Annotated in this window: 27 protein-coding genes; 24 read left to right on the top strand and 3 right to left on the bottom strand. The window is 38.1% G+C overall.

From position 1 onward, the window contains the following. The first annotated feature begins 2 nt into the window (after positions 1 to 2). The 4 genes from OZX58_RS02665 to OZX58_RS02680 all read left to right on the top strand — a co-directional run bounded on the left by OZX58_RS02665 (position 3) and on the right by OZX58_RS02680 (position 2,227). On the top strand, positions 3 to 641 hold the full coding sequence (locus OZX58_RS02665; protein ID WP_277141359.1) for an ABC transporter ATP-binding protein: 639 nt from the start codon (positions 3 to 5) through the stop codon (positions 639 to 641). Next, positions 634 to 1,344, top strand: a complete 711-nt coding sequence (locus OZX58_RS02670) for a hypothetical protein (RefSeq protein ID WP_277141360.1) — start codon at positions 634 to 636, stop codon at positions 1,342 to 1,344. The genes OZX58_RS02665 and OZX58_RS02670 overlap by 8 nt, the downstream gene beginning before the upstream one ends. Next, entirely contained in the window at positions 1,337 to 1,801 is a 465-nt protein-coding gene (locus OZX58_RS02675) for a hypothetical protein (RefSeq protein ID WP_277141361.1), read from the top strand. Before OZX58_RS02670 ends, OZX58_RS02675 begins: the two co-directional genes overlap by 8 nt. A gap of 87 nt (positions 1,802 to 1,888) precedes the next feature. Next, positions 1,889 to 2,227, top strand: coding sequence for a YxeA family protein (locus OZX58_RS02680; RefSeq protein WP_277141362.1), 339 nt, complete (start codon positions 1,889 to 1,891; stop codon positions 2,225 to 2,227). A gap of 40 nt (positions 2,228 to 2,267) precedes the next feature. Here OZX58_RS02680 and OZX58_RS02685 read toward each other — a convergent pair whose 3' ends face one another. Next, a complete protein-coding gene (locus tag OZX58_RS02685) occupies positions 2,268 to 2,789 on the bottom strand; it encodes a hypothetical protein (RefSeq protein ID WP_277131262.1) in 522 nt (173 codons plus the stop codon). An 11-nt stretch (positions 2,790 to 2,800) separates the two neighbouring features. After that, entirely contained in the window at positions 2,801 to 3,676 is an 876-nt protein-coding gene (locus OZX58_RS02690; protein ID WP_277141363.1) for a Cof-type HAD-IIB family hydrolase, read from the bottom strand. Between the two features lie 188 nt (positions 3,677 to 3,864). Here OZX58_RS02690 and OZX58_RS02695 point away from each other — a divergent pair, with 188 nt between their 5' ends. The 7 genes from OZX58_RS02695 to OZX58_RS02725 all read left to right on the top strand — a co-directional run bounded on the left by OZX58_RS02695 (position 3,865) and on the right by OZX58_RS02725 (position 9,358). Next, positions 3,865 to 4,563: a uracil-DNA glycosylase gene (locus tag OZX58_RS02695; protein WP_277141727.1), complete on the top strand. Its 699-nt coding sequence runs from the start codon at positions 3,865 to 3,867 to the stop codon at positions 4,561 to 4,563. 9 nt (positions 4,564 to 4,572) lie between these two features. Then, entirely contained in the window at positions 4,573 to 5,565 is a 993-nt protein-coding gene (pta, locus tag OZX58_RS02700) for a phosphate acetyltransferase (protein WP_277141364.1), read from the top strand. Further along, positions 5,562 to 6,038: a tRNA (adenosine(37)-N6)-threonylcarbamoyltransferase complex ATPase subunit type 1 TsaE gene (tsaE, locus tag OZX58_RS02705; RefSeq protein WP_277131305.1), complete on the top strand. Its 477-nt coding sequence runs from the start codon at positions 5,562 to 5,564 to the stop codon at positions 6,036 to 6,038. The genes pta and tsaE overlap by 4 nt, the downstream gene beginning before the upstream one ends. Before the next feature lie 291 nt (positions 6,039 to 6,329). Continuing rightward, entirely contained in the window at positions 6,330 to 7,055 is a 726-nt protein-coding gene (locus tag OZX58_RS02710; RefSeq protein ID WP_277141365.1) for a hypothetical protein, read from the top strand. 11 nt (positions 7,056 to 7,066) lie between these two features. After that, on the top strand, positions 7,067 to 7,843 hold the full coding sequence (locus OZX58_RS02715; RefSeq protein WP_277141366.1) for a hypothetical protein: 777 nt from the start codon (positions 7,067 to 7,069) through the stop codon (positions 7,841 to 7,843). Positions 7,844 to 7,854: 11 nt separating this feature from the next. Then, positions 7,855 to 8,580 carry a hypothetical protein gene (locus tag OZX58_RS02720; protein ID WP_277141367.1) on the top strand — a complete coding sequence of 242 codons (726 nt, stop codon included), beginning with the start codon at positions 7,855 to 7,857 and terminating at the stop codon, positions 8,578 to 8,580. Positions 8,581 to 8,596: 16 nt separating this feature from the next. Further along, positions 8,597 to 9,358 (top strand): hypothetical protein, encoded by a 762-nt coding sequence (locus tag OZX58_RS02725; protein WP_277141368.1) that lies wholly within the window; start codon positions 8,597 to 8,599, stop codon positions 9,356 to 9,358. 39 nt (positions 9,359 to 9,397) lie between these two features. Here the strand turns inward: OZX58_RS02725 and OZX58_RS02730 are convergent, their stop codons facing one another. Continuing rightward, a complete protein-coding gene (locus OZX58_RS02730) occupies positions 9,398 to 9,931 on the bottom strand; it encodes a 3'-5' exonuclease (protein ID WP_277141369.1) in 534 nt (177 codons plus the stop codon). A 99-nt stretch (positions 9,932 to 10,030) separates the two neighbouring features. On the opposite strand from OZX58_RS02730, the gene murB reads away from it, so the two are divergent. The 13 genes from murB to OZX58_RS02795 all read left to right on the top strand — a co-directional run bounded on the left by murB (position 10,031) and on the right by OZX58_RS02795 (position 23,054). Beyond that, on the top strand, positions 10,031 to 10,930 hold the full coding sequence (murB, locus tag OZX58_RS02735; RefSeq protein WP_277141370.1) for a UDP-N-acetylmuramate dehydrogenase: 900 nt from the start codon (positions 10,031 to 10,033) through the stop codon (positions 10,928 to 10,930). Positions 10,931 to 10,956: 26 nt separating this feature from the next. Next, positions 10,957 to 11,802 carry a diadenylate cyclase CdaA gene (gene cdaA / locus OZX58_RS02740; RefSeq protein ID WP_277131271.1) on the top strand — a complete coding sequence of 282 codons (846 nt, stop codon included), beginning with the start codon at positions 10,957 to 10,959 and terminating at the stop codon, positions 11,800 to 11,802. Then, positions 11,799 to 12,764 carry a CdaR family protein gene (locus OZX58_RS02745; protein ID WP_277141371.1) on the top strand — a complete coding sequence of 322 codons (966 nt, stop codon included), beginning with the start codon at positions 11,799 to 11,801 and terminating at the stop codon, positions 12,762 to 12,764. The genes cdaA and OZX58_RS02745 overlap by 4 nt, the downstream gene beginning before the upstream one ends. Before the next feature lie 30 nt (positions 12,765 to 12,794). Beyond that, complete coding sequence (gene glmM / locus OZX58_RS02750) at positions 12,795 to 14,147, top strand: phosphoglucosamine mutase (RefSeq protein ID WP_277141372.1); 1,353 nt, start codon at positions 12,795 to 12,797, stop codon at positions 14,145 to 14,147. A 201-nt stretch (positions 14,148 to 14,348) separates the two neighbouring features. Then, positions 14,349 to 16,160: a glutamine--fructose-6-phosphate transaminase (isomerizing) gene (gene glmS, locus OZX58_RS02755; RefSeq protein WP_277141373.1), complete on the top strand. Its 1,812-nt coding sequence runs from the start codon at positions 14,349 to 14,351 to the stop codon at positions 16,158 to 16,160. Between the two features lie 75 nt (positions 16,161 to 16,235). Next, positions 16,236 to 17,051: a Cof-type HAD-IIB family hydrolase gene (locus tag OZX58_RS02760; protein WP_277141374.1), complete on the top strand. Its 816-nt coding sequence runs from the start codon at positions 16,236 to 16,238 to the stop codon at positions 17,049 to 17,051. A gap of 17 nt (positions 17,052 to 17,068) precedes the next feature. Further along, a complete protein-coding gene (locus OZX58_RS02765; RefSeq protein WP_277141375.1) occupies positions 17,069 to 17,506 on the top strand; it encodes a CopY/TcrY family copper transport repressor in 438 nt (145 codons plus the stop codon). Between the two features lie 20 nt (positions 17,507 to 17,526). Next, positions 17,527 to 18,237 (top strand): hypothetical protein, encoded by a 711-nt coding sequence (locus OZX58_RS02770; protein ID WP_277141376.1) that lies wholly within the window; start codon positions 17,527 to 17,529, stop codon positions 18,235 to 18,237. Positions 18,238 to 18,491: 254 nt separating this feature from the next. Further along, a complete protein-coding gene (locus tag OZX58_RS02775; RefSeq protein WP_277141377.1) occupies positions 18,492 to 19,199 on the top strand; it encodes a hypothetical protein in 708 nt (235 codons plus the stop codon). 10 nt (positions 19,200 to 19,209) lie between these two features. After that, positions 19,210 to 19,974 (top strand): hypothetical protein, encoded by a 765-nt coding sequence (locus OZX58_RS02780; protein WP_277131279.1) that lies wholly within the window; start codon positions 19,210 to 19,212, stop codon positions 19,972 to 19,974. After that, a complete protein-coding gene (locus OZX58_RS02785; protein WP_277141378.1) occupies positions 19,971 to 20,756 on the top strand; it encodes an accessory Sec system protein Asp3 in 786 nt (261 codons plus the stop codon). Before OZX58_RS02780 ends, OZX58_RS02785 begins: the two co-directional genes overlap by 4 nt. Before the next feature lie 11 nt (positions 20,757 to 20,767). After that, positions 20,768 to 22,222 carry a glycosyltransferase gene (locus tag OZX58_RS02790; RefSeq protein ID WP_277131283.1) on the top strand — a complete coding sequence of 485 codons (1,455 nt, stop codon included), beginning with the start codon at positions 20,768 to 20,770 and terminating at the stop codon, positions 22,220 to 22,222. Then, a complete protein-coding gene (locus OZX58_RS02795; protein ID WP_277131284.1) occupies positions 22,203 to 23,054 on the top strand; it encodes a hypothetical protein in 852 nt (283 codons plus the stop codon). Before OZX58_RS02790 ends, OZX58_RS02795 begins: the two co-directional genes overlap by 20 nt. The last annotated feature ends 6 nt before the right edge of the window (positions 23,055 to 23,060 follow it).

A 23,060-nucleotide genomic window follows, 5' to 3' on the forward strand; every position in this document is an offset into this window, starting at 1 on the left:
TAATGAATGTAGTTACTCTTGAAAATGTTGAAGTACAATTTCGCAAAAATGTTCTTTTAACTAATGTCAATTTGACCGTTAATGCTGGTGATTTGATTTTATTAAACGGTGATAATGGTACAGGTAAGTCTACTTTGTTAAAAGTGATTTGTGGGTTACTGCGACCTAATAATGGGAAAGTAAGTGTTTTTAATCAGGAACTATCAAAGGGCAAGTTTGCTTCTGATACTGCAGTAATGATTAATGCACCACAATTCATCGGAAATTATAGTGGCTTAGAGAATTTGTGTGCATTAGCTAGAATAAAGCATAAGATTGACGCGTCGACTGTTAAACAATATATGAAGTTAGTCGGCTTAGACCCAGAAAATAAAACAAAAGTTAAAAAATATTCTTTAGGAATGAATCAAAAATTAGGTCTTGCTCAAGCATTGATGGAAGATGAAAAGCTTATTTTGCTTGATGAACCACTTAACGGTCTTGATAAGACTTCGAAAATAAAACTTATTAACTTAATAACTAAAATTCATCATGAAAAGCCTGATAAAACATGGATTATTGTTTCTCATGATGATAGTTTTAATGAAATTTGTAATCGAAAATGGCAAATCAAAGATAAAGAGTTGAGTGTGAGTGAATAAATTTATTATTCAAACAAGTTACAGAAATTTGTTAAAGCTGGCATTAGCAACGATTTTGCTGGCAGCGTTTGTTTACTCGTTTTTAAATAATTGTAGCCTCCATGCAAAAATGAACATGATAATGATTTTTTGTAATACAGCGGTTAGTCCTGAGTTATCTTTATTTGTCCTTCCAGTGACGACATTATTTGTTGGCTTTGATATTACTAGAGTTATTGGTACGGGATTTGGTGATGTATTACAAATAAGACTAGGCAACAAAAAATCTTTGCTTGTTGGTTATCTTTTTGGTGAATTTATTTTTGCTTTAATTTTGGAGTTGGATTTTTTCTTAGCATCGGTTTTTGCAGCAATTTTTTTAGGAATCAAGCTAACTTTTGTAATTACAATCAAGGATTTAATGCTTATATGGCTGCAAGTCTTAGATATTTATTCTTGGCTAGTACTATTCACATTACTTCAATTATATTTCAAGAAATTGATGATTACATTTATAGGTGGATTGATTTTTTGTTGTTGCCTATTTGCAATTCTGAAGGTAAACTTACCATTTCTTCAGCATTTTGCTTTTTTACCAGGAACAGAATTATTCTTAAATTCTAATTCTTTAATTTCATTACTTAATAACTATATTAGTGTGATATGGCTTCTTGTTGAATTTTTAATTGTCCATGTACTACTGTTGCGAGGGGATTATGATTAAGAAAATTTGCAAGAATCTATTATTAATTTTAGTTGTAACGGTTATTTGGGGCTTCACTGTACGAGAAGTAGGTAATACTGGTCAACCGCTAGTATCAGCAACTAAGACAATTGGTGTATTTGCGACTAATTTATTTTATTGGTTTTCAATTTTGCTCGTGTATGACCAAATATCTGATAATTTTTTAGAGCAAAGTTTTGTTCGGATCAGATTCAAAAGTCTGGGACAATTATGTTGTGCCATTGGAATCAAAATAGTCATTTTTACTGTTGTAGCTGTTAGCTTTTTATCTGTGACAACACTTGTTTTGCTAGGAAAATATTGTTCGGTAAGTACATTGTTGTTCATTGCTTTATTTATAATGGTGATGCTGGTGATGAATGAACTATGGCACTTTTACCAATTAAATCAAAAATCATTATTAATTGTAATTTTTGTTTTGCTTGTATTATTTTAATAAATATTGACAGTATATTATAGAGATGTTATTGTATATTCAACACTGTATTATTTATCCATAACACCAAAAATAACGGAGACGAAAATGAAGCATATTGAAAAGTTTTTCTTAAATAGTGCGATTGTCATCGTAGCTCTAGTTGCATTTATCATGATAAGTCATATACCAATTGTGGATGAAGTCATCGATTACTTTAATCCGTTTATCTCAATGAGAATTGATTACGCTGAAGTGCCTAAGGGTACGCAAGATTACCGTAATATTCAGGCAGTTGATAAAGACGGCCATAAGTTACGGTATAAGCTTGAAAGCTTTGGTGGTTATGATGCCACTCAAAAATATGTTGTCATTAAGCATAAGGGGCAATTTGTAAAGCATATTGACTATATCCCAAAAAGTAAAATGCCAGTTACCGAAGACTAAAAAATAAGCTAGAACTTAATAGTTCTAGCTTATTTTTTGGTTAATTCAAATTAACGTTTACCTTGCGCCCAATTGGCGGGAAGGTTGGCAATTTTAACGGTGTTGTGTGCCACTGAGTAAAGAGTGTCGCACTTAATAAAATAAAGGGGACATCTTCTGGACGTGTAATATCACAAGTTAGGATGACGCCAGGTTTACCGACTTTAGTTTTGACGGTTGCTACTTTTTTGATGCCGAATAGAAATTTGTAGCTGCCGTTTTTAATGCTACCAGTGACAAGGTAATTGAGCCGCGTCAGGTAAAACAAGTTGGTCATGCGGCTGTTGAGGCGCTTAACTTTAACTAGCGAATGGTTGACGACATCAATAGTAAATGAAGAAATAAGGCCATTGCCGTCAGCGTATAATCGACCGATTTCTTCATGATTGCGCGTCTTTAAATATAAGGTGTGATTAGGATTATCTAAATTTCCCTGAATAATATACTGAATTTGTCCGTTTTCGTCAGCAACAGGGATCTGTCCGTATTCGGATTCTTGACTTAACTCTAATAAGTAGCGCATCTATAATACCTCTATTCTTTAGCATTATCTTTGATAAACTTCCTTAAAATATAGCCGACACCGTCTTCGTTATTAGTTTTGGTTTCGATTTGTGCAAGTTCTTTGATTTGGGGAACAGCATTCCCCATTGCCACGCCGATACCGGCATCACGAATCATGCTTTCATCATTTAAATTATCGCCGATTGCAGCAACTTCGTCACGTTTAAAGCCCTTTTTCTTGGCATATTCAAGTAAGGCAGTTCCTTTTTGAGCATGAATGTCATTGATTTCAATGTTGATGTCAGAACTAGAGGTAATTGCAAGATCGTCAATAAGTGCCAGTTCCTGCTTAATTTTGGTTAATAAAGCGGGTCCGCGACTGTCGAAGCCAATTATTTTCATAACTTCAATCTTCGGATCAAGCAAAAGCTCCTCAAAATTATCAACTAAAGTCATACTTAACATTGCATTACTGCCACCGGAAATTGCAACTGCATTTTTAAAAGATAATCCGGGATTAAGGGCAATTAATGAGTGAGCCAAATTGAAGACACGTTTGCTAATATCCTCGGAATAAATATGGTCGGCAGTTACGATTTCAAAATAAATATCGTTTTTACGCAGAATGTTAGCAGCAGCAATTACTTTTTGCTTGGGTAGAACATGCTTAACTTGCAGAGTATTATTTGTATCGTAAACTAAGGCACCGTTAATGTTGATGAAGCCAGTTTGCAGCCCGTAATTGCGAATAACTGCCTGTGATTGCTTGGGTGCCCGACCTGTTGCAACTAAAAACTCAATGCCATTGTCTTGAGCAGCACGAATGGCGGCAACATTTTCGTCAGAAATGGTTACTTTGCTGTTAAATAGCGTGCCATCAAGGTCGCAGGCTACTAATTTAATCAAAGTGAAATTCAATCCTCCCTTAATTAATAACTAATTACTTCTTTAAATCAATATTAACATATCGTAAAAACATTAACCGTACTTTTTAAGTAGAATGGGATGAAGATTATTGCCAATTTAACGAATTTTGTTGCCATCAGCGCGTAGTTTCATGATAACATTGAAGTTAATGGAAGAGAGGCTACATAATAATGAAACGGTTTATTGGTAATGATTGGGATGAGGTTTTAGCACCGGTATTTGCCAGTGATGGCTATCATCAACTGCATGAATTTTTAAAGAAGGAATACGCGACTAAGCAAATCTTTCCCGATATGTATCATATTTTTACGGCGTTTAAGTTAACCTCGTATAAGCAGACTAAGGTAGTTATTTTGGGGCAAGACCCATATCATAATCCCAGTCAGGCAACGGGGATGAGCTTTGCGGTGATGCCGGGAATTAATCTGCCGCCGTCATTACAAAATATCTATCGTGAATTATACGACGATGTGGGCTGTCAACCGGTTAATCATGGTTACTTAAAAAAGTGGGCAGACCAAGGTGTATTGTTACTAAATGCTGTTTTGACAGTTCCTTATGGTCATGCTAATGGTCATCAAGGCAAGGGCTGGGAGCAAGTAACAGATGCAGCGATTAAGGCTTTGAGTGATCGGGGTCAGGTTGTTTTTATTCTTTGGGGTAGATTTGCACAAAATAAAATCCCATTAATTGACCAAGAGAAGAATTTTGTGATTAAATCAGCTCATCCAAGTCCATTTTCAGCTGATCGTGGCTTTTTCGGGTCACGGCCATTTTCACGGTGTAATACCGCATTGAAAAAGTTTGGTGAAACGCCGATAGATTGGCAATTGCCGCAGACAGTTGCTCAAGCAGATTTAGCATAGGTGAAGATAATGAGTGTTTTTGAATTATTAAAAAATAAGGTACAGGCAAGTCAGAAAAGTTACCGGATTGTTTTTCCAGAAGGAACCGATAAGCGGGTGATTGCAGCGGCTAGCAGGTTAGCGCAGGAAAAAATAATTGAACCGATTTTGTTGGGTAATCAGCAAGAAATTGCCCAAATTGCTCAAGATGCCGAAATCGACCTTGGCGCAGTAACTGTAGTCGATATTACGGCTTACACACACCAAGATGAGATGGCAGCAGCATTCCTTGCTGCTCGCGGTAAAACCTTTACAAAGCAAGAAGTTGCCCAGCAGCTGCAAGACCCTAATTATTTTGGCACGATGCTTGTAAAAATGGGTGCGGCTGACGGAATGGTATCAGGTGCGGCACATTCAACAGCCGATACTGTTCGTCCAGCTCTGCAATTAATTCATGCAGCTGACGGAATGCACCGAGTTTCTGGAAGTTTCATTATGGAGCGCGGCAGCGAAAAGTACGTTTTTGCCGATTGTGCAATTAATATTGAGCCTGACAGCAGCACTTTGGCCGAAATTGCTTACCAATCTGTGCAAACAGCGCGGTTAATTGATATTGATCCTAAGGTAGCATTCTTGAGCTTTTCAACTAAAGGTTCTGCCAAGGGCGAAATGGTTGATAAGATGCAAGAAGCTAACGCGTTGTTCCATCAGCAGCACCCTGAGATTATTTCCGATGGTGAATTGCAGTTTGACGCGGCTTATGTACCAGAAGTTGCAGCAACAAAAGCCCCAGACTCGGCACTCAAGGGGCAAGCAAATATTTTTATCTTTCCAGAATTGCAGTCAGGGAATTTAGCTTACAAAATTACCCAGCGCCTAGGTAACTTTACGGCAATTGGTCCAATTTTGCAGGGACTTGCCGCGCCGGTCAATGACTTATCGCGTGGTGCCAGCAGCCAAGACATTTATAATATGGCAATTTTGACTGCTGCCCAGGCGCTTTTGGGGGATGAGCAAAAATAATGAAATTAGAAGTTAATTCCGCTGCTGAAATGCAGCAAATCGGAACAGCAATTGCCCAAACGGCGCAGCCACACGACTTACTGCTATTGAATGGTGACCTAGGAGCGGGGAAAACGACGTTAACGCAGGGTATTGGCCGTGCATTAGGCGTTAAGCGGCCGGTGAAGAGCCCAACTTTTACCATTGTGCGTGAGTATCGCGAAGCAAAATTACCGTTGTTTCATATGGATTTTTATCGTTTAGAAAATGATGACTTGTCCTCGATTGATTTAAATAGTTATTTGGCAGAACCTGGATTAGTCGTGATTGAGTGGCCACAGGTAATTAAGTCTGATCTGCCTAGTGAATATCTGCAGCTAGTAATTAGTCGCGTGGATGATAGTTGGAATTCAACTAAGCGGCTAATTGAATTTAAACCGCAAGGTGAGCGCAATCAAACTTGGGTTAATGAAATATTAGCCAAAATTAAATAATATACCAAAGGCAGAGCTGATTAATTTTAGCTCTGCTTTTAAGTTGCTCTCATAGATATTACTAAATAAAGAAATTTGTATTGCAAGTCGTTATTTTGGTGGTTTATAATATACACTATCATGCATAAGTAATTATAAATTTTCTATAATAATATAGTAAACATATCGTGATTAAGATAATTAAAGAAATATTTATAATTTAATATTAATCTTTGAAGGCTGTCTTAATCGGCAAGTTGAAATTATAGATATTAAGAGTATTAGGATGACTAATTACAATAGGAGTCACAAATGGGGAAAAATGTTGTTATTACACAATTTCTAACCAAGATACCAGATGAAAAAACAGATCAAGATCTTGAAGAAGTTGATATCATTGAAAAGACTCATGATTTGTATGAGTCGACAGCAAAGTTTGGCATAGAATTACATACATTAGTTAATTCTTCAAATAAGATAACGCCACCGTCCCTAGAAAAAATAATTCAGGTAGAGCCGTTTGCTAATTATATAAGTAATAAAGGGCGTTTTTTGCGTTGGGAAGTTACCTTTGAATATTTATTACAGCATCCTGAAATTGAAAAAGCTGCCATAGTTGATGCTAGTGATGTAGAAATGCTGAATTACCCCTTTGAGCAAGTAAAAAGTGGCATGTTGTATGTCGGTGATGAGGATAATGATCTTACAGGCACAACTATTACTAACGACGCTAAGCCGGGATATTTATCAGAATTTATTAGCAAAAATCGGCATTTACAATTACTGAATACAGGTGTTCTTGTCGGTACAAGGGAAATGCTGCTTGAGTTCTTGGCCGTGATGGTTAAATTGACTGCTGAAGATGCTGTGAATGAAAAATTCTTCCCGGAACAAGCTCATCTAGGAGATTTTGAGATGGGCATTGCCTGCTATATTCTTTATAAATTTTTCCCAGAACATGTGTGTCACGGCCGCTTGGTTACTACACACTATAAATATTATGAGCGCAATAGTAAGGCATGGTTTAAGTATAAGTAGGGGTAATTAAAATGAACGAACAAGAATTTTTGCAGCGCTTTGAACATAAGACATTTAATTACCAAGTAAAACTGGATAATGGTAATTGGGTCATGGTACGAATGTATCCAGGTGGGTATTTGGCAGTTACTTTTGCGTGCGATCATACAATAAAGTTTTCAGCACCAGTTGGTTTTTATCCTGAGGAACGCTATTGGGAATTTGACGAACAAGAGCAAGCAATCATTTTAAAAAATTTGGAGCAAACACGCGTTGTTGCTAAATACTTGTTGCCCAATAAACAGGATGATTATTGCTTTGTCTTAGAGAATGCGGCTGATCCGACCAAAGAATACGTTACCCACTTAAACTATGATTTTGATGAGCAGGATAGTTCACCCAGTGTTTTAAATAGTCAACGAGTTATTTTTTTGAAGGATGACTTAGAAGATGATGAAACTAGGACTAATATTGAGCAATATTCAGTTGATGAGTGTTGTGAGATTAAATATCTTTATGCTAAAGATGAGTGGGACTTCGTTAATGAGGTTTGGACAGCAATAACAGATGATTTTGCACTCAAAAATATTTGCGTATATTTTAGTGGCTATCCAGATACTAAACAGGTTTTGACGGATAAGTTAACTCTTAGCTATCGAGAAGATAATGCTAAATTTGTTTCGGGTACAAAGGGTGATGTTACTGTGGTTTTGTCGCAATTGTTAATTAAACATTATCATGAACAATTAACGGGCGCTCAAGAGTTGCACACCCCAGTTGAATTGTTAGATCAAGTAATTATTAGCTAGGAGTATTTGTCGTGGGGAAAAATGTGGTAATCGCACAGTTTTTTACTAAAATGTACAATGCTCAAAGTAATGAAATTATAGATAACATTGACATCATTAAGAAGACACAAAAATTGTATGCATCAGTTAGCCGTTTTGGCCTAGAATTACATACATTAATTAATTTTGAAAATGAGAATGCTGTACCGTCATTGCAAAAAATCATTAATGTGGAGCCCTTTTCCCATTATCCCAGTGATAAGTTTTATTTTTTGCGGTGGGAAGTTACGTTTGAATATTTACTAAGGCATCCAGAAATTGAGAAAGCTGCCTTAGTTGATGCCGGCGATGTTCAGATGATGAATTATCCGTTTGCTGATGTTCAAGAGGACACCTTATATATTGGCGATGAAGGCGTCGATTTACAGACAGAAATTATTAAAAATGATTCAAAGCCGCGCTATTTAGCACAATTTATCCAGCAAAATTGTCACTTACAATTATTAAATGCCGGAGTATTAGTGGGAACGCGGCAGGTTTTACTGGAATTTTTAGGAATTTTAACTGAATTATATGTTCAGGATGCATACGAGCAGACAGTTCATCCAGATGAGGCGCATTTGGGTAATTATGAGATGTCATTAGTAAATTATGTTGCTTACCAGTGTTTTACAGATCGTTTACGTCATGGCCGGCAAGTGGTGACACGTTTTCAATATTTTGAACGAGCTTCATCTGCTTGGTTTAAGCACAAATGATAAGTGAGGTACTAGTGTGAATGAACATGAATTTTTGCAGTTGGTTAGTGATCGGGTTTTTAGCTTTCAGTCCAAACTAGATAATGGCAACTGGTCAGTTGTATTGATGTCAGAAGAGGCAGCGTATTTAACAGTAATTTTTGCTCAAGATCATAGGCTGCTGTTTCCTTCCAAAATAGGTTTTTATCCAGAAGAACGCTATTGGGAGTTTGATGAACGAGAGCAACTAATTATTTTGAAAAACTGGGATCAAACCCGGATTGTTGCTAAATATTTATTGCCCACCGAACCTAATGACCACTATTTTATTTTAGAAAACGCGGCCGATCCTAATAAACGTTATATTTTATATCAAAATTTTACTTTTACTAATCAAATTGAACAAAAGCCTGTTTTAGCAAATCAACGGGTTATTTTTATGGTCAATAATTCGAATAAAGCGGCAGTTGAGGATTATGCCCTGAATAATAATTGCATTGTGCATTGGTTAGATGACGTGCCGGATAATTCTTGGGCTTTAATTAAGCGGGCTTGGCAAGAAATTTATGCTGATGAGCGGATAAAGCAAGTGGGCATTGTTTTAATGGGAATGACGATGCTTGGTCAAGAGCTATTAACTAAAAAATTAGCCGTCAATTCACAGTTAATCTCAGGAACTAGGCAGGAAGTTGTAATTGTCTTGGCTCAGCTGTTAATTAAGCATTATCATCAATTACTGGCAAAAAGGCCCGCGCTGTTACCCGCGCAATTATTAACTAATGTTGCTAGAATTTGTTAAATCAAAAAAACTTGATAGTGAAAACTATCAAGGTTTTTTTTATATTTGATAAACCAAATTTTTAATTGCTTCGTCACCAAACTGTTGATCTTGAGCGATTAGGATTCCGGCGCAAGCTTCGCTGTCGCTGAGGGCGTTATGGTGGTGCCACAATTCGACATCTAGCGCATTGGCGACCGTATCTAGTTTGTGGTCCTTGAGCTCAGGTTCAAATAATTTACTGGTCTGCAGGGTATCAATGACAAAATAATGCGGTTCTTGAATATCATAACGGGCTAGGCTTTGGCGCATAACGTTGGTATCAAAGCGGGCGTTATGAGCGGCAACCAGCATACCAGGTTGATATAAAGCCTTAATTTGCGGCCAGACCTCAGCCATTGTTGGCGCATCTTCAACATCAGCCGCCGTAATATCATGTATCTGAATATTGCGCGCATCAAACGGCATCTGCGGATTAATTACAGTATAAAACCGGTCGACAATTTGATTATCCCGCACCATCACCAATGCTAGTGAACAGGCGCTTTCGGGATGACGATTGGCAGTTTCAAAGTCCATTGCGATAAAGTTCATTTTTTCTCCTTAAAAATTTAATTTTAGTATAACATAGGATGAAGCTGGCAGATTAATGCGGTAGAATATAACAAGATGTAATTGAAGGGACGTTTAGCTTTGGAATTATTGAATTTAAAAAAGTACGGAATTGACATTAAAGAGCAAGTTCCACTTAGTAAATATACATTTACTAAAACCGGTGGTCCCGCGCAATATCTTGCTTTTCCCAAGAATGAAACAGAATTAACGCAGCTGGTAACGGCCGCGCAGCAAACAAAGCTTCCCTTAACTGTAATTGGCAACGCCTCAAACCTGATTATTCGTGATGGTGGAATTGCTGGCTTAGTGCTTATTTTAACGCAGATGAAGCAGATTACAGTGACAGCAGAACAAGTAACAGCACAAGCTGGTGCACGAATTGTTGATACTGCATTTACCGCCGCTAATGCCGGCTTAAGTGGGTTAGAGTTTGCGGCTGGGATCCCTGGAAGTGTTGGTGGTGCTGCCTTCATGAATGCCGGTGCTTATGGCGGTGAAACCTGTGAGGCTGTGAAGTCGGTTCGAGTTTTAACACGTGCTGGCGAATTAAGAACTTACAATAAGGATGAAATGCAGTTTTCTTACCGGCACTCGCTAATACAAGAAACTGGCGACATTGTAATAGCAGCTACTTTTGAATTGACACCAGCTCCCAAGGCACCAATCTTGGCGAACATGCATTATTTAAATGCCTTACGGCGTTACAAACAACCATTGGAATATCCGTCTTGCGGCAGTGTCTTTAAGAGACCCGAGGGTCATTATGTTGGGCCAATGATTATTCAGGCTGGCTTGCAAGGGCGCCAAATTGGTGGTGCTCAGGATTCAACCAAACACGCTGGCTTTATTGTTAATAAGGGCGGCGCAACAGCAACAGATTACCTAGATTTGATTCATCTGATTCAGAAAGTTATCAAAGAAAAGTTCGCCATCGATTTACAAACTGAGGTTAGAATTATTGGTCAGAAAGCTGATTAAGAATATCCTATCAGAAAGGAGTATTTATGCATTTTAATCTAACAAATATCTTTACGTGGAGTAACTTTTCTTTGGTGCTTGACGTTTTGATTATTTGGTTTTTGGTTTATCACCTAATTATTTTAATTAGGGGAACCAAGGCAGTGCAACTGGCTAAAGGAATTGTGCTGATTTTTATTGTTCGGATTATTGCCGGTGTCCTGCAGCTGCACACAACCACGTGGCTGATCGACCAGATTGTGTCGTGGTCGGTTGTTGGAATTATCGTGATTTTTCAGCCAGAAATTCGGCGTGGCCTTGAACATTTAGGTAGGCTGCCGATATTTGGCGGTCGTGAAGAAAGTGCGCGGGATGAGTCGATTAAGTTCATTAAGGAATTGGACAAGGCCATTCAATATATGTCAAAACGGCGAATTGGTGCTTTAATTACAATTCAACAGGAAACCGGACTTGATGATTATATTGAAACTGGTATTAAGCTGAATGCTGACGTTACCGGTGAATTATTAATTAACATTTTTATTCCGAATACACCGCTGCATGATGGGGCGGTAATCATTAATCAAGACCACCAAATTGCCGTGGCAGCCGCATATTTACCACTATCAGATAGTACGATGATCCCGAAACGGTTAGGGACTAGGCACCGTGCAGCTGTCGGAATTTCCGAAGTAACGGATGCCATTACCATTGTAGTATCAGAAGAAACCGGCGGTGTAACGATCACCCGCAATGGTCGCTTCTTACTTGATTTGAGCCGCGATGAATACTTGAAATACCTTAAAGCAGAGCTTGTACCCAAAAAAGAAAAAAATACCAAGTGGTACCAAAAAATATTGGGTAAAATCTGGAAGTGGGGTGCTGATCGATGAAGAATTTTTGGCATAAGTCATGGGTTATTCGTCTTGTCTCGTTACTAATTGCGGTCTTGTTAGTCATTTATGTTAATTATACCCAAGAGGGTTTCATGACTCAGGGGCAGTCAGATCGTACCAAACAGACAGCTACTCAAACTCGAACCGTCAAGGTGCCGCTGCAGGTTTCAGTTGATACTGATAATTACTATGTTGTGGGTTATCCGGCTAAGGTTAGTGTTACATTAGAGGGATCTAACGCTTTGGTTACTTCAACGATTAATACCCAAAACTTCCGTGCCTACATTGATTTAACGAATAAAAGTATTGGTGAACACGATGTTCGCGTGCATGTTAGTGGGTTAAACAAACAATTGGCATATACAATCAGTCCAAAAACCGTGCATGTAAATATTCAACGACGAAAATCGACGACAATGCCTGTTCAAATAGAGTATAATAAGACTGCTGTGGCACACGGTTATAAGTTGGGCAAGGCAACTGTTACCCCGCAACAAGTTGAAGTAACAGGGGCGCGCAGTGAGGTTGATCAGATTGACCAAATTGTTGCTAAAGCCGTTTTGCCGAATGGCATTAATCATCCGTTTGAACGTCAGGTTAATCTGATTGCCGAAGACCGTAAGGGACAGCAACTCAATGTGATTATTGAACCGGCAACGGCCAGGGTAGTGTTACCAATTTCAATTGCCAAAAAAGAGGTCAAGTTAGAATTGGTACCTAAGCATGAAAATACTAATAAGGTCTACTCATTAACAGCTAAAAATTATTACGTGACCATTTATGGCAATCAATCAACATTGAGTAAGATTAAAGAATTAACAGTTCCTGTTGATTTGAGTGGTGTTAATGCCTCAACTACCAAGATGGTAACATTAAAGTTGCCAAAAGATGTCATTAAGGCAAGTAGCTCGCAGGTGAGCGTACAAATTAAAGTTGCAAATACAAATGATTCTAAATAATCGAAAGCTAGAAAAGGAAGGTTGTTTTTAATGTTAAAATATTTTGGTACCGATGGTGTACGTGGAGTCGCAAATCAAGATTTATCTCCAGAATTAGCGTTTAAGTTGGGTCGTGATGGCGGCTATGTTTTGACAAAAAATAAGGCTAAGGACCAACAAGCTAAGGTTTTGGTTTCTCGCGATACTCGAATGTCAGGACAGATGCTTGAATATGCACTGATTTCAGGCTTATTATCAGTTGGTATTGAAGTTTTGGAAGTTGGTGTTATTACTACACCGGGCTTGTCCTACTTAGTACGCGCTCAAGGTGCCGATGCTGGTGTGCAGATTTCGGCATCACACAATCCAGTTCAAGATAATGGTATTAAGTTCTTTGGTAGTGATGGTTTGAAGTTGTCTGACGAAATGGAAGGCGAAATCGAAAAATTAATCGATGCTAAGGAAGATACTTTGCCGCGGCCATCAGCTGAAGGCTTAGGTACAGTAACCGACTTTCATGAGGGCAGTTCTAAGTACCTGCAATTTATTGAAAACACAATTCCAGAAGACCTTGACGGAATTAAAGTCGTGATTGATGGTGCTAATGGTGCCGCAAGTAGATTAATTTCGCGGTTGTTTGCGGATTGCGGTGTTGATTTTACCACGATTGCTACCCATCCAAACGGAATGAACATTAACGACGGCGTTGGTGCAACTCATACTGAAAAATTACAAGAAGAAGTTGTTAAACAAGGCGCTCAATTGGGCTTAGCCTTTGACGGGGATGCTGATCGCTGTATTGCTGTTGATGAAAACGGTAATGAAGTTGATGGCGACCATATTATGTATGTTTTGGGTACTTATATGGCTGATGGCGGCCGCCTCAAGAACGACACAATCGTGACTACTGTGATGAGTAATCTTGGCTTTACCAAGGCACTTGAAAGAAAGGGCATTAAAAATGTCCGCACTCAAGTTGGTGACCGCTATGTTTCTGAAGAAATGCGCGCTAACGGTTATAACCTTGGTGGTGAACAATCAGGTCATGTTATCATGAGTGATTATCACAACACTGGTGATGGAATGCTGACAGGTTTGCACTTGATGCTAGTTATGAAGAGAACTGGTAAGTCATTGACCGAGCTATTAGCTGACTTTAAGGAATACCCACAATGCTTGGTTAATGTTCCTGTTGATGACAAGAAGAGCTGGCGTGAGCACCAACCAATCCTTGATGTAATCAAGGAAGTTGAAGCTGATATGGATGGTGAAGGTCGCGTTCTGGTTCGGCCATCTGGTACGCAATCACTCTTGCGGGTGATGGCTGAAGGCCCAACTCAAGAAGAAACTGATGCTTATGTTAAACGCATTACCGATGTTGTTGAACAAGAAATGGGTATCTAAAATTTGAAATTAAAAAGAAGCAGAGAAAAATATTTTTCTCTGCTTCTTTTTTGCTATGATAGACTATCTCTGACTTAGTCTATACCAATTATCAAATTTCATACTTGACCAATCTCTATAAATAGACTAATATTCCTTCTGTAGCTATAAATTTGAATTTAATCAATCTTAAAAAATCGAACTAGACCAAAGGAGAAAAACATGTGTGGAATTGTTGGAATTGTTGGTAAATCAGCCAGAGAAATTGTTCTTAGCGGCCTAACTAACTTAGAATACCGTGGCTATGATTCAGCTGGAATTTATCTTAATGACCTTCAAGGCAACGAATATCTGACTAAGACAGTTGGCCGGATTCAGAATTTGAAGGATGAAATGACTCCAGATGAACAGGGACAAGTTGGTATTGGTCATACTCGGTGGGCAACACACGGTAAGCCAACTACAGCTAATGCTCACCCACAATTTGATGAAATTAACCGCTTTTACATGGTTCACAATGGTGTCATTGAAAACTATCAGGAACTTAAAGATAACTACTTACAAGGAGTAGACCTCAAGTCAGACACAGATACTGAGGTTGTAGTTCAATTAATTAGTAAAATTGCCCGCGATGAGCAACTTGATGCCTTTACTGCTTTGAAAAAGGCACTGCAACTTATTAGGGGTTCTTACGCAATCTTGCTGGTTGACAATACTAACCCTAGTCACATTTATGTTGCTAAAAACAAGTCACCAATGATGTTGGGATTAGGTGATGGCTTTAACGTTATTGCCTCAGATGCTTTGTCAGTTTTGGATCAAACCAAGACTTTTGTTGACTTGCATGATGGCGAAGTTGCTGACATTACCAAAGATGGCTATGAATTAGAAACCATTGCTGGTGAAAAGGTAACGCGGACCCCGCATCACTTAGATATTGATCCTGATGCTGCTTCAAAAGGTACTTATGAGTTTTACATGTTAAAAGAAATTTCTGAGCAGCCAAGTGTGTTGCGCCACTTAGTGCAATATTATCTTGATGAAAATGGTGAGCCTAAAGTTGACTCACAAATCGTTGATGCCTTGTCTCAAGCCGAGAAGTTTTATATTTTTGCGGCAGGAACAAGTTACCATGCCGGTTTAGTCGGTAAGGCTTTATTAGAAAAGTACACGGGAATTCCAACCGAAGTTGGCTTTGCTTCTGAAGCTGGTTACCACTTCCCAATGATGCCTAAGAATTCATTCTTGATTTTCTTGTCACAATCTGGCGAGACCGCTGATTCACGTGTTGTTTTGCAGGCCGCAATTAAGCGTAACTTACCAAGTTTGACACTGACAAATGTGCCTGGTTCAACTTTGGCACGGGAAGCAACATATTCAATGTCACTAGAAGCCGGTCCAGAAATTGCTGTTGCTTCAACTAAGGCTTATATTGCTCAAGTTGCTACCCAAGCAGTTTTAGCTAAGGCAATTGGTGAAAAGCGCCAAATTGCTGCTGCCCGAAACTTAGATTTAACTCATGATTTGAGTCTTGCTGCTGAGGGAATTGAGCAAATTCTAACTGACCAAAAGCATATTAAGCAATTGACGGATAAATATATCGTCCCTTCACGCAATGCGTTTTACATTGGACGGGGAATTGATTATCCGGTAGCTCTTGAAGCAGCTCTGAAGCTGAAGGAAGTTTCTTATATTCAAACAGAAGGCTTTGCAGCTGCAGAATTAAAGCACGGAACGATTTCATTAATTGAAAAGGACACACCGGTTGTTGCCTTAATTAATGATCCAGTAACTGCAGACCTAATGCGCGGCAATATCCAAGAAGTAATTGCCAGAGGAGCCAGCGTAATTACTGTTGCCACTAAGGAATTGGCAAAACCAGATGATGATGTTGTCTTACCTAAACTAAATTATTACCTTTCACCACTAATTACAGTGGTAGTCGCACAACTGATTGCCTATTATGCCTCTAAGGATAAGGGCCTTGACGTTGATAAACCTCGCAATCTTGCTAAGAGCGTTACAGTAGAATAATTATTGAAAAAAGTCGTAAGTAATTACGACTTTTTGTATAATAAAGGGAATGAATTAAACTGTGGGAGGTAAATTATGGCGATTAAATTAGTGGCAGTTGATCTTGATGGCACGCTGCTGACGACTAGTAAGCAAATCCTGCCGGAAACCGAAAGGGTCTTGAAGCAAATAAGCGGTCAAGGAATTAAGGTCGTATTAGCAACGGGTCGACCATTGTCTGGAGTTATGCCGTACAATCGGCAGCTCGGACTATCTGGTAGCGACCAATATAATATTGTATTTAACGGTGCGGTTATTCAAAACTTAGCAGGTAAGGTAATGATGGACATGAAGATGGACTATCGTGACTTTGCTAATATGTTGCGTTTGCAGCGGCTGGCACATATCAACTTACACTTTGAAACGCCAGATTGCTTCTGGACATGTGATCGCGACCTCGCACACCACTTAACAATGAATGCGTCTGTCAATTTGACTACGATTAAGGTGCGTAAGGCTGAAGAAATTCCCCAAGACTTTACTTTTAACAAGGTTGGTTTTAGTATGACTGAGAGTGAAGCTGAAGTTGATAAATTATGGAACAACATTCCTGATTGGGTCTTTGCCAAATACGATGTTGTGCGCAGCTTTCCAAGTATGGTAGAGCTTAATGTGGTCGGTGCGTCTAAGGGCAATGCTTTAATGGAGCTCGCTGATCGGCTTAAGATTGACCAAAGGCAGGTAATGGTTTTTGGCGATCAAGGTAATGACATTTCAATGTTTAGTAATCCTAATTTCTGTAAGGTAGCAATGGGTAATGCCACTGGTCAGATAAAGGACGCCGCTGATTACGTTACTGATGATAATGACCATGACGGAATTGCTAAAGCACTTAAAAAGCTAGTGCTGTAGTAGAATGAGTTAACAAGATGACAGAAAAAATTAAAGAACATAATATTTCTGAAGCTGAATGGGAAGTTATGCGGATTGTATGGACGCTGGGAGCAAGTCATACTGGCGATATCATTAAGCAGCTGCAGGCTAAAAAGAATTGGTCCGAATCGACGATTAAGACGTTGATGGGGCGTTTGGTGAAAAAGGGCTTGCTAAAGACGCGCAAGGATGGTCGCCGCTTTGTCTATAATGCGACAGTAACTGAAAACCAGATGATGGTTCAAGTAACAACTGAGATGATGAGTCACATGTGCGACATGCACAAGGGCCAAATGTTAATCGAAATCTTGAAGGGGATGCCCTTGTCCAAGGCAGATATCGCAACTATTGAGCAAGAATTGAATGAAAAGGCTGCTACGGCGCCAGACATGGTTGATTGTAATTGTTTGGCTGCAGGTGCCCATGATTGTTAAGAGAGTGAGAGAATACTTTGATGAAAAAAGTTGTGCGAATGCTGCTGCGAGCAGTATTTATTGTCGTTATCTTTGTTTGTGGCTACTTGACGCTTAAAAGTCCAGTTACGGTTAACGTAACTAATGTTCATGAATTAGCCCGTACTGTGATTAATCAAAATGCGACAGCGTCAGGCAGCACAACTCTCAAAGATGCATTGAAATTAGCCCAAAGTGCGGGGCTGGAAGATAAGGTTTTAGATCAATTACCTAAGCAGTATCATCATGATTTGTCCTATATGGGCTTGTATAATCTTAGTGTGACTTACGAAGCTAATGGCGAAGTGACAGCTCGGAATTTGTCGCTGCCACAGAATAATCAGACAGAAAAGGCAGTTAATCATATCATCTTGCAGAATATTAATCACGAATTAGCTGCCAACAATAAGCAGGTAGAGCAAGTTATTAATATTTTTCACTATGTAATCCTAGTAATTATCCTAGGCTTTGTATTAGCAATCTTGTTGGTGCTCTTTGGTAAATATGGTGCCTCAATAGCTCTATTATTAACAACGCTTGGTTCATTTGGTATTCTGCAATACTCAACGGGCCAATTGGTCATGAGTTTACGCGATGCTGTTTATCGTGGAATTGATTTTACTACCTCGACAATGCTATGGACAGGGTTAGGGCTTGGAGTGATTGCTGCAATCTTGTGGCCGATCTGTTTAAAAGTAACAAAGAAAAATTAATTTAAAATAAAGCGAATTTCTTCGCTTTATTTTTTTGCGCAAAATATTTTTAGACTAGTAATTCTTTAGTTAAGTAAGCTAAATTATAGTAATGAAGATGTCTAACATTATGGTAAGTATATGTATTGTGTGAAGATAATTATAACTATTAATCTGTTTTGGCATAAAATTTAATAAAAAATAAGTTAATTTAGTGATAAAATAAGTCTATAATATTATCTTAACTAGATTAAGAGATTGGAAAAAATAATTTTATGAAAAATGTAGTTATTGGTGAATATCTAACCAATGAACCTGAAAAAGCAGTTGATCTTGCTGAAATTTCGCGGCAATTAACAACCTCAGTAAGTAAATTTGGTGTTGAAACAGACATTCTAATCAACTTTAAAAATGACCAAGAACTACCGCAATTAGTGAAGGCAGTTGAATGTCAGCCGTTTGCTCATTATCCTTATCAAGGAGTAAAATTTTATTTTTCACGTTGGGAATTTGCTTATAAATATTTACTAAAGCATATTGAAATAGATCAGGCAGCTTTGGTGGACGTCGCTGATGTTGAAATGATGAACTACCCTTTCAATGATATTGAAGATAATGTATTATATATTGGTGATGAATATAATGACCTAAACACGTATATTATTGAGGACGATGGGAAGCCAGATTATTTAGCTGATTTTACTCATAAAAATAAGTATCTGCAGTTATTAAATGCAGGTATTCTTGTAGGTACCCGGAAAACTTTACTTGAATTTTTGGGTATTTTCATGAAGCTTTATACTGATGATACTGTTCAAGAATATTTAGGTCAGGGCAATACTCATTTTGGTATTTTTGAAATGGCAATTGTAAATTATATTGCCTATACTTTTTTTGAAGGACGTATTTGTCACGGTCGTAAAGTAGCATCACGTTTTATGTATGCTGATCGGAATGGTGAATCCTGGTTTAAACATAAGTAGGGGGTGAATAATGACTGAAGATGAAGTAATCGCGCTTTGTTCGGGACATGATTTTGTTTTCAAAACAGGCAAGCCCGAGATAACTATTTACATGGGCAGAAATAATGCCATTTTAATGATTAGGTTGAATCCAGATCATACTGTAGGCCTGCCGACGCACGTTAGCTTTGGCCCCGATGAGCACTATTGGCATTGGGATCAAGAAAAGCAATGTGTAATTTTCACAGATGAAAATGATAAATTCATTGTATCTAAGTATTCAGCACCAGTTGTTGAAGAAGGCAGATATATTGAAATGACTTGCTTAACTGAACCTGATACGCGTTATGTAGCGTATTTAACACTTGATATGGAATCAAAAGTAATAACGGATACTGTTTGGAGTAAACAATTTTTACTTTTGGCTAGTCAGAATTATTCCCAAGATGAGCAAGCACGGATTAATGACTGTGTAACTGCTAAACAAGCTGAAGTTAAATGGTTAGCTAACCAAAATGATTGGCAGCTAGTTAATTCAGCTTGGGAGACAGTGGTCAGTGACAGTCGTTTACGCTATGTCTGCTTATTATTTTCAGGGGAATTATCTGCAAGTGATGACTTTTTCCCGAGTAAATTGCAACTGCCGCAAGATGATAGTAAACAGTTTCTTGCTGGACCACGCAGAGATGTTCTGCAAGTCCTGTCTCAGCTATTAATTTGGCATAATGAACAAATTATGGCTGACTCTGAGCAAGTTTCTCCAATTGTGATGATGAAGGAAGTTGTTACACAATGACTGAAAAAAAGCTGCTGACGGCACATTTCTTTTTTAGACCGCAGAATATGGCGTATATCTATCTATATGGTGCAAAAGTTAGTTTTAGAGATGAAGACCTTTTTTATCAAAATGCGATTGTTTCTCCTGGCAAAGCGATTGTTACCTGGGAGGAGCGGCATATTGAGACGGCCGACTTTGTCCCTAATATAACGATGCCGAGATTGGCAATCGGTACTAAGTACCAATATCAAATTGAAAGTGAAGAACAACCGGTTGATTCGATTGCATTGGCTTTAACTACCTATGACAGTAGCCTAGAGCAAAGAGATTATCGAATTTTTACTTCTAAAGAGGGCGAGTTCAGTTTAGAACCCGAAGAAGAAAAATATCGCTTTGATTTGGCCAGTATGGGCAACCAAAAGTTGTATTTTCAGCATTTGTTACTTGCTGAGGTGCCGGTTCTTGATGAATATACTTTTACAGTAAAAGATGTTGGCAATATACGCACAATTTGGACGCATTATAATAGAAGATCAGATTTTATGCCGGTATTAAATGTATGTGTACGAACGCATACGTCAACGGTTCAAACGATTAGTTTTAAACCGCAGCAAGATAATTTGTTTATCTTTATTCCTGTGCAAATTAATGGTCAGGGACAATTTAGTGATGAGCAAATAGATGCGATTGTGGAGTATATTGATGAAATTAGGGCTCAAGGCTATGTATTGCAAATTGAGAATAACCAATCAACTACTTCACTAGTTAAAGCAATACAGCAAAATATTAATAATGATTGATAGGAGATAATATGGATTTTTTCGTTAACCAAGCAATGGGGATGGGTAATTCAGGAATTGAACATTCCGAGTTTTATCGTGCCAAACGATTTGAAGAAGCAGGAATTCCTTACCGCTTTTTATTTTTAGCAGAAGTACCAGAATTGCATAAGGCAATGGATAAGTGGCGTTTGAAGAATGAAAACGTCATTAACATGTGGGAATACTTCGTTTTAGGTGATGATTATTTGAAGAATGGTCTGACTGAGACTTTTCCTGCTAAAAAGGCACGTGTCTTGTCAGATGCAACTAATACAATGCGGATGAATGAATTTTATACTGATTCCGGATTACACATTGTGCATCACTTTGTTAAGGAACAGAATAAACAAAAGCCTGAAAGTAAGATCTTGATGGTACGCGTTTATCAAACACAAATTTTTAGTACCAAAACCGGTGAGCTAAAGGTTTCTTACGAAACGCTTAATAATGCTCATGAAGAAGGACGTTTGCAGAATATTCACCTATATACAGAACATGGTGAGCATCTGTATTTTGCTAATATTGTTCGCTTATATCGGTATTTCTTTGAACAATTAGACCGCTTCTTCGGTGGTAAGAGCAACTTTTACATTGACCGTGGAGATTGGGCTGATGAAGCATTAATGCATGATCCAATTCCAGAAGCCAAGATTATTTATCTAATTCATGCCGATCACTTGGCTGACCGTGTTGATCCAGCAAAACCATTCTGGAATAATTATTACGAATATCTACTGGACCACATTAAAAAGGTTGATCGTGTTGTCGTATCAACTGAGCAGCAACGGCAAGATTTGCTTGTTAACTTCCCTGATGAAGCAGATAAGATTTGGGCAATTCCAGTTGGTGGGATTAGTGATAAGCCAAAGAAGATTAAGGATCGGACACCTAACGGTTTGAAACTGATTACAGCTTCACGTTTAGCTAAAGAAAAGCATGTTGATATTGCTGAAAAAGCGGTTATTGAACTGCATAATGAAGGTAAGAATATCAGCTTTGACATTTATGGTGCCGGCGAAGAAAAGAAGCATCTTGAAGAAATCGTCAAGGAAAACCATGCTGAAAAATACGTTCATGTTCGTGGTTTGTCACAACATTTAGAGTTGGTCTACCCGAAGCACGATGCATTTGTTTCAACTTCATTTTCAGAAGGTTTTGGTTTAACTTATATCGAAGCCCTCAACGCTGCATTACCTGTTGTTACGTTTAATGCCCGTTTTGGTGCTACCCAGTTAATTCGGGATGGTGAAAATGGCTTTATTGAAGACTTTAAACGTGATGATGAAGCCTATGATGTTGCTCAAATTAAGAAGGGTATCACACGTTTGTTAGATGCAGATTACTTAAAACTGCGTCGTAATACTCAAGTTGGAATTGATGAATACCGTAATAGTGCAATTAGTAAAAAATGGAGGAAGTTAGTCGATGGATTACGAGCTAATTAATGAAGTTAACAGTTTAAGTGGCAATGTTTTAAATGAAATTAAAACAAGACTGAAAAAGAGTAATGGTCAACTTTTATGTCTAACTTCAATGCCCAACATGCGTAATTTTTTGCAAGCTAATGGGATTCAAGGAACAACTCTGATTGATTCTATTACTGGTCGGACGTATGATCCTACGTCTTATCGTTACTTTAATGAAGTTAATATTCCAAGTATGGATTATGTTCAAATGCAAAAAGACAGCAGCATCTTTGTCGATGACCAAGGGATTTTTATTGCGCGGGAATACTTATTCCCTAATACGCGCCGTGCAACGCAGGACATTCGTTATTTAAATCCTGATGGCAGTTATGACTATATTGAAGAATATGCTTCTGATGGTAAAGTCTATAGTCACCTTTATTATGCAAATGGCAAGTTAGAAGAAATTGAATTTGTTGACATGCAAGGTCAACCAGTAATTCGGTACTTTTACTATGAGGGTAACCTTAACTTTATTACAGTTGAAGATCCAAAAGAACATGAAGTAATTGCACGTTACAATAATTTACTTGACTTTTATATCGATCAATTAAGCAAATTAATGACTAAGGATGATACAGTCAACATTAATTTCTTGGGAATTGAATTAACAGCATTGCAAAATACGAAGTCACATAATCAATTCTATTTATCAGAAGATCCAGTTGATAATAATGGTGAAGTCCGTGGCAATTTGGCAAGTATTTTAAAAGATACAATTCCATACATTAATACGGTAAAAATGAATAAAACAGCATATAAGAAGTTACGTCATGCAACAGTTCCGTTAAAGAAAGCTGAAATTGTCTAATAGTTT

It is taken from the genome of Lactobacillus sp. ESL0680, from assembly GCF_029392855.1.
Classification (GTDB): domain Bacteria; phylum Bacillota; class Bacilli; order Lactobacillales; family Lactobacillaceae; genus Lactobacillus.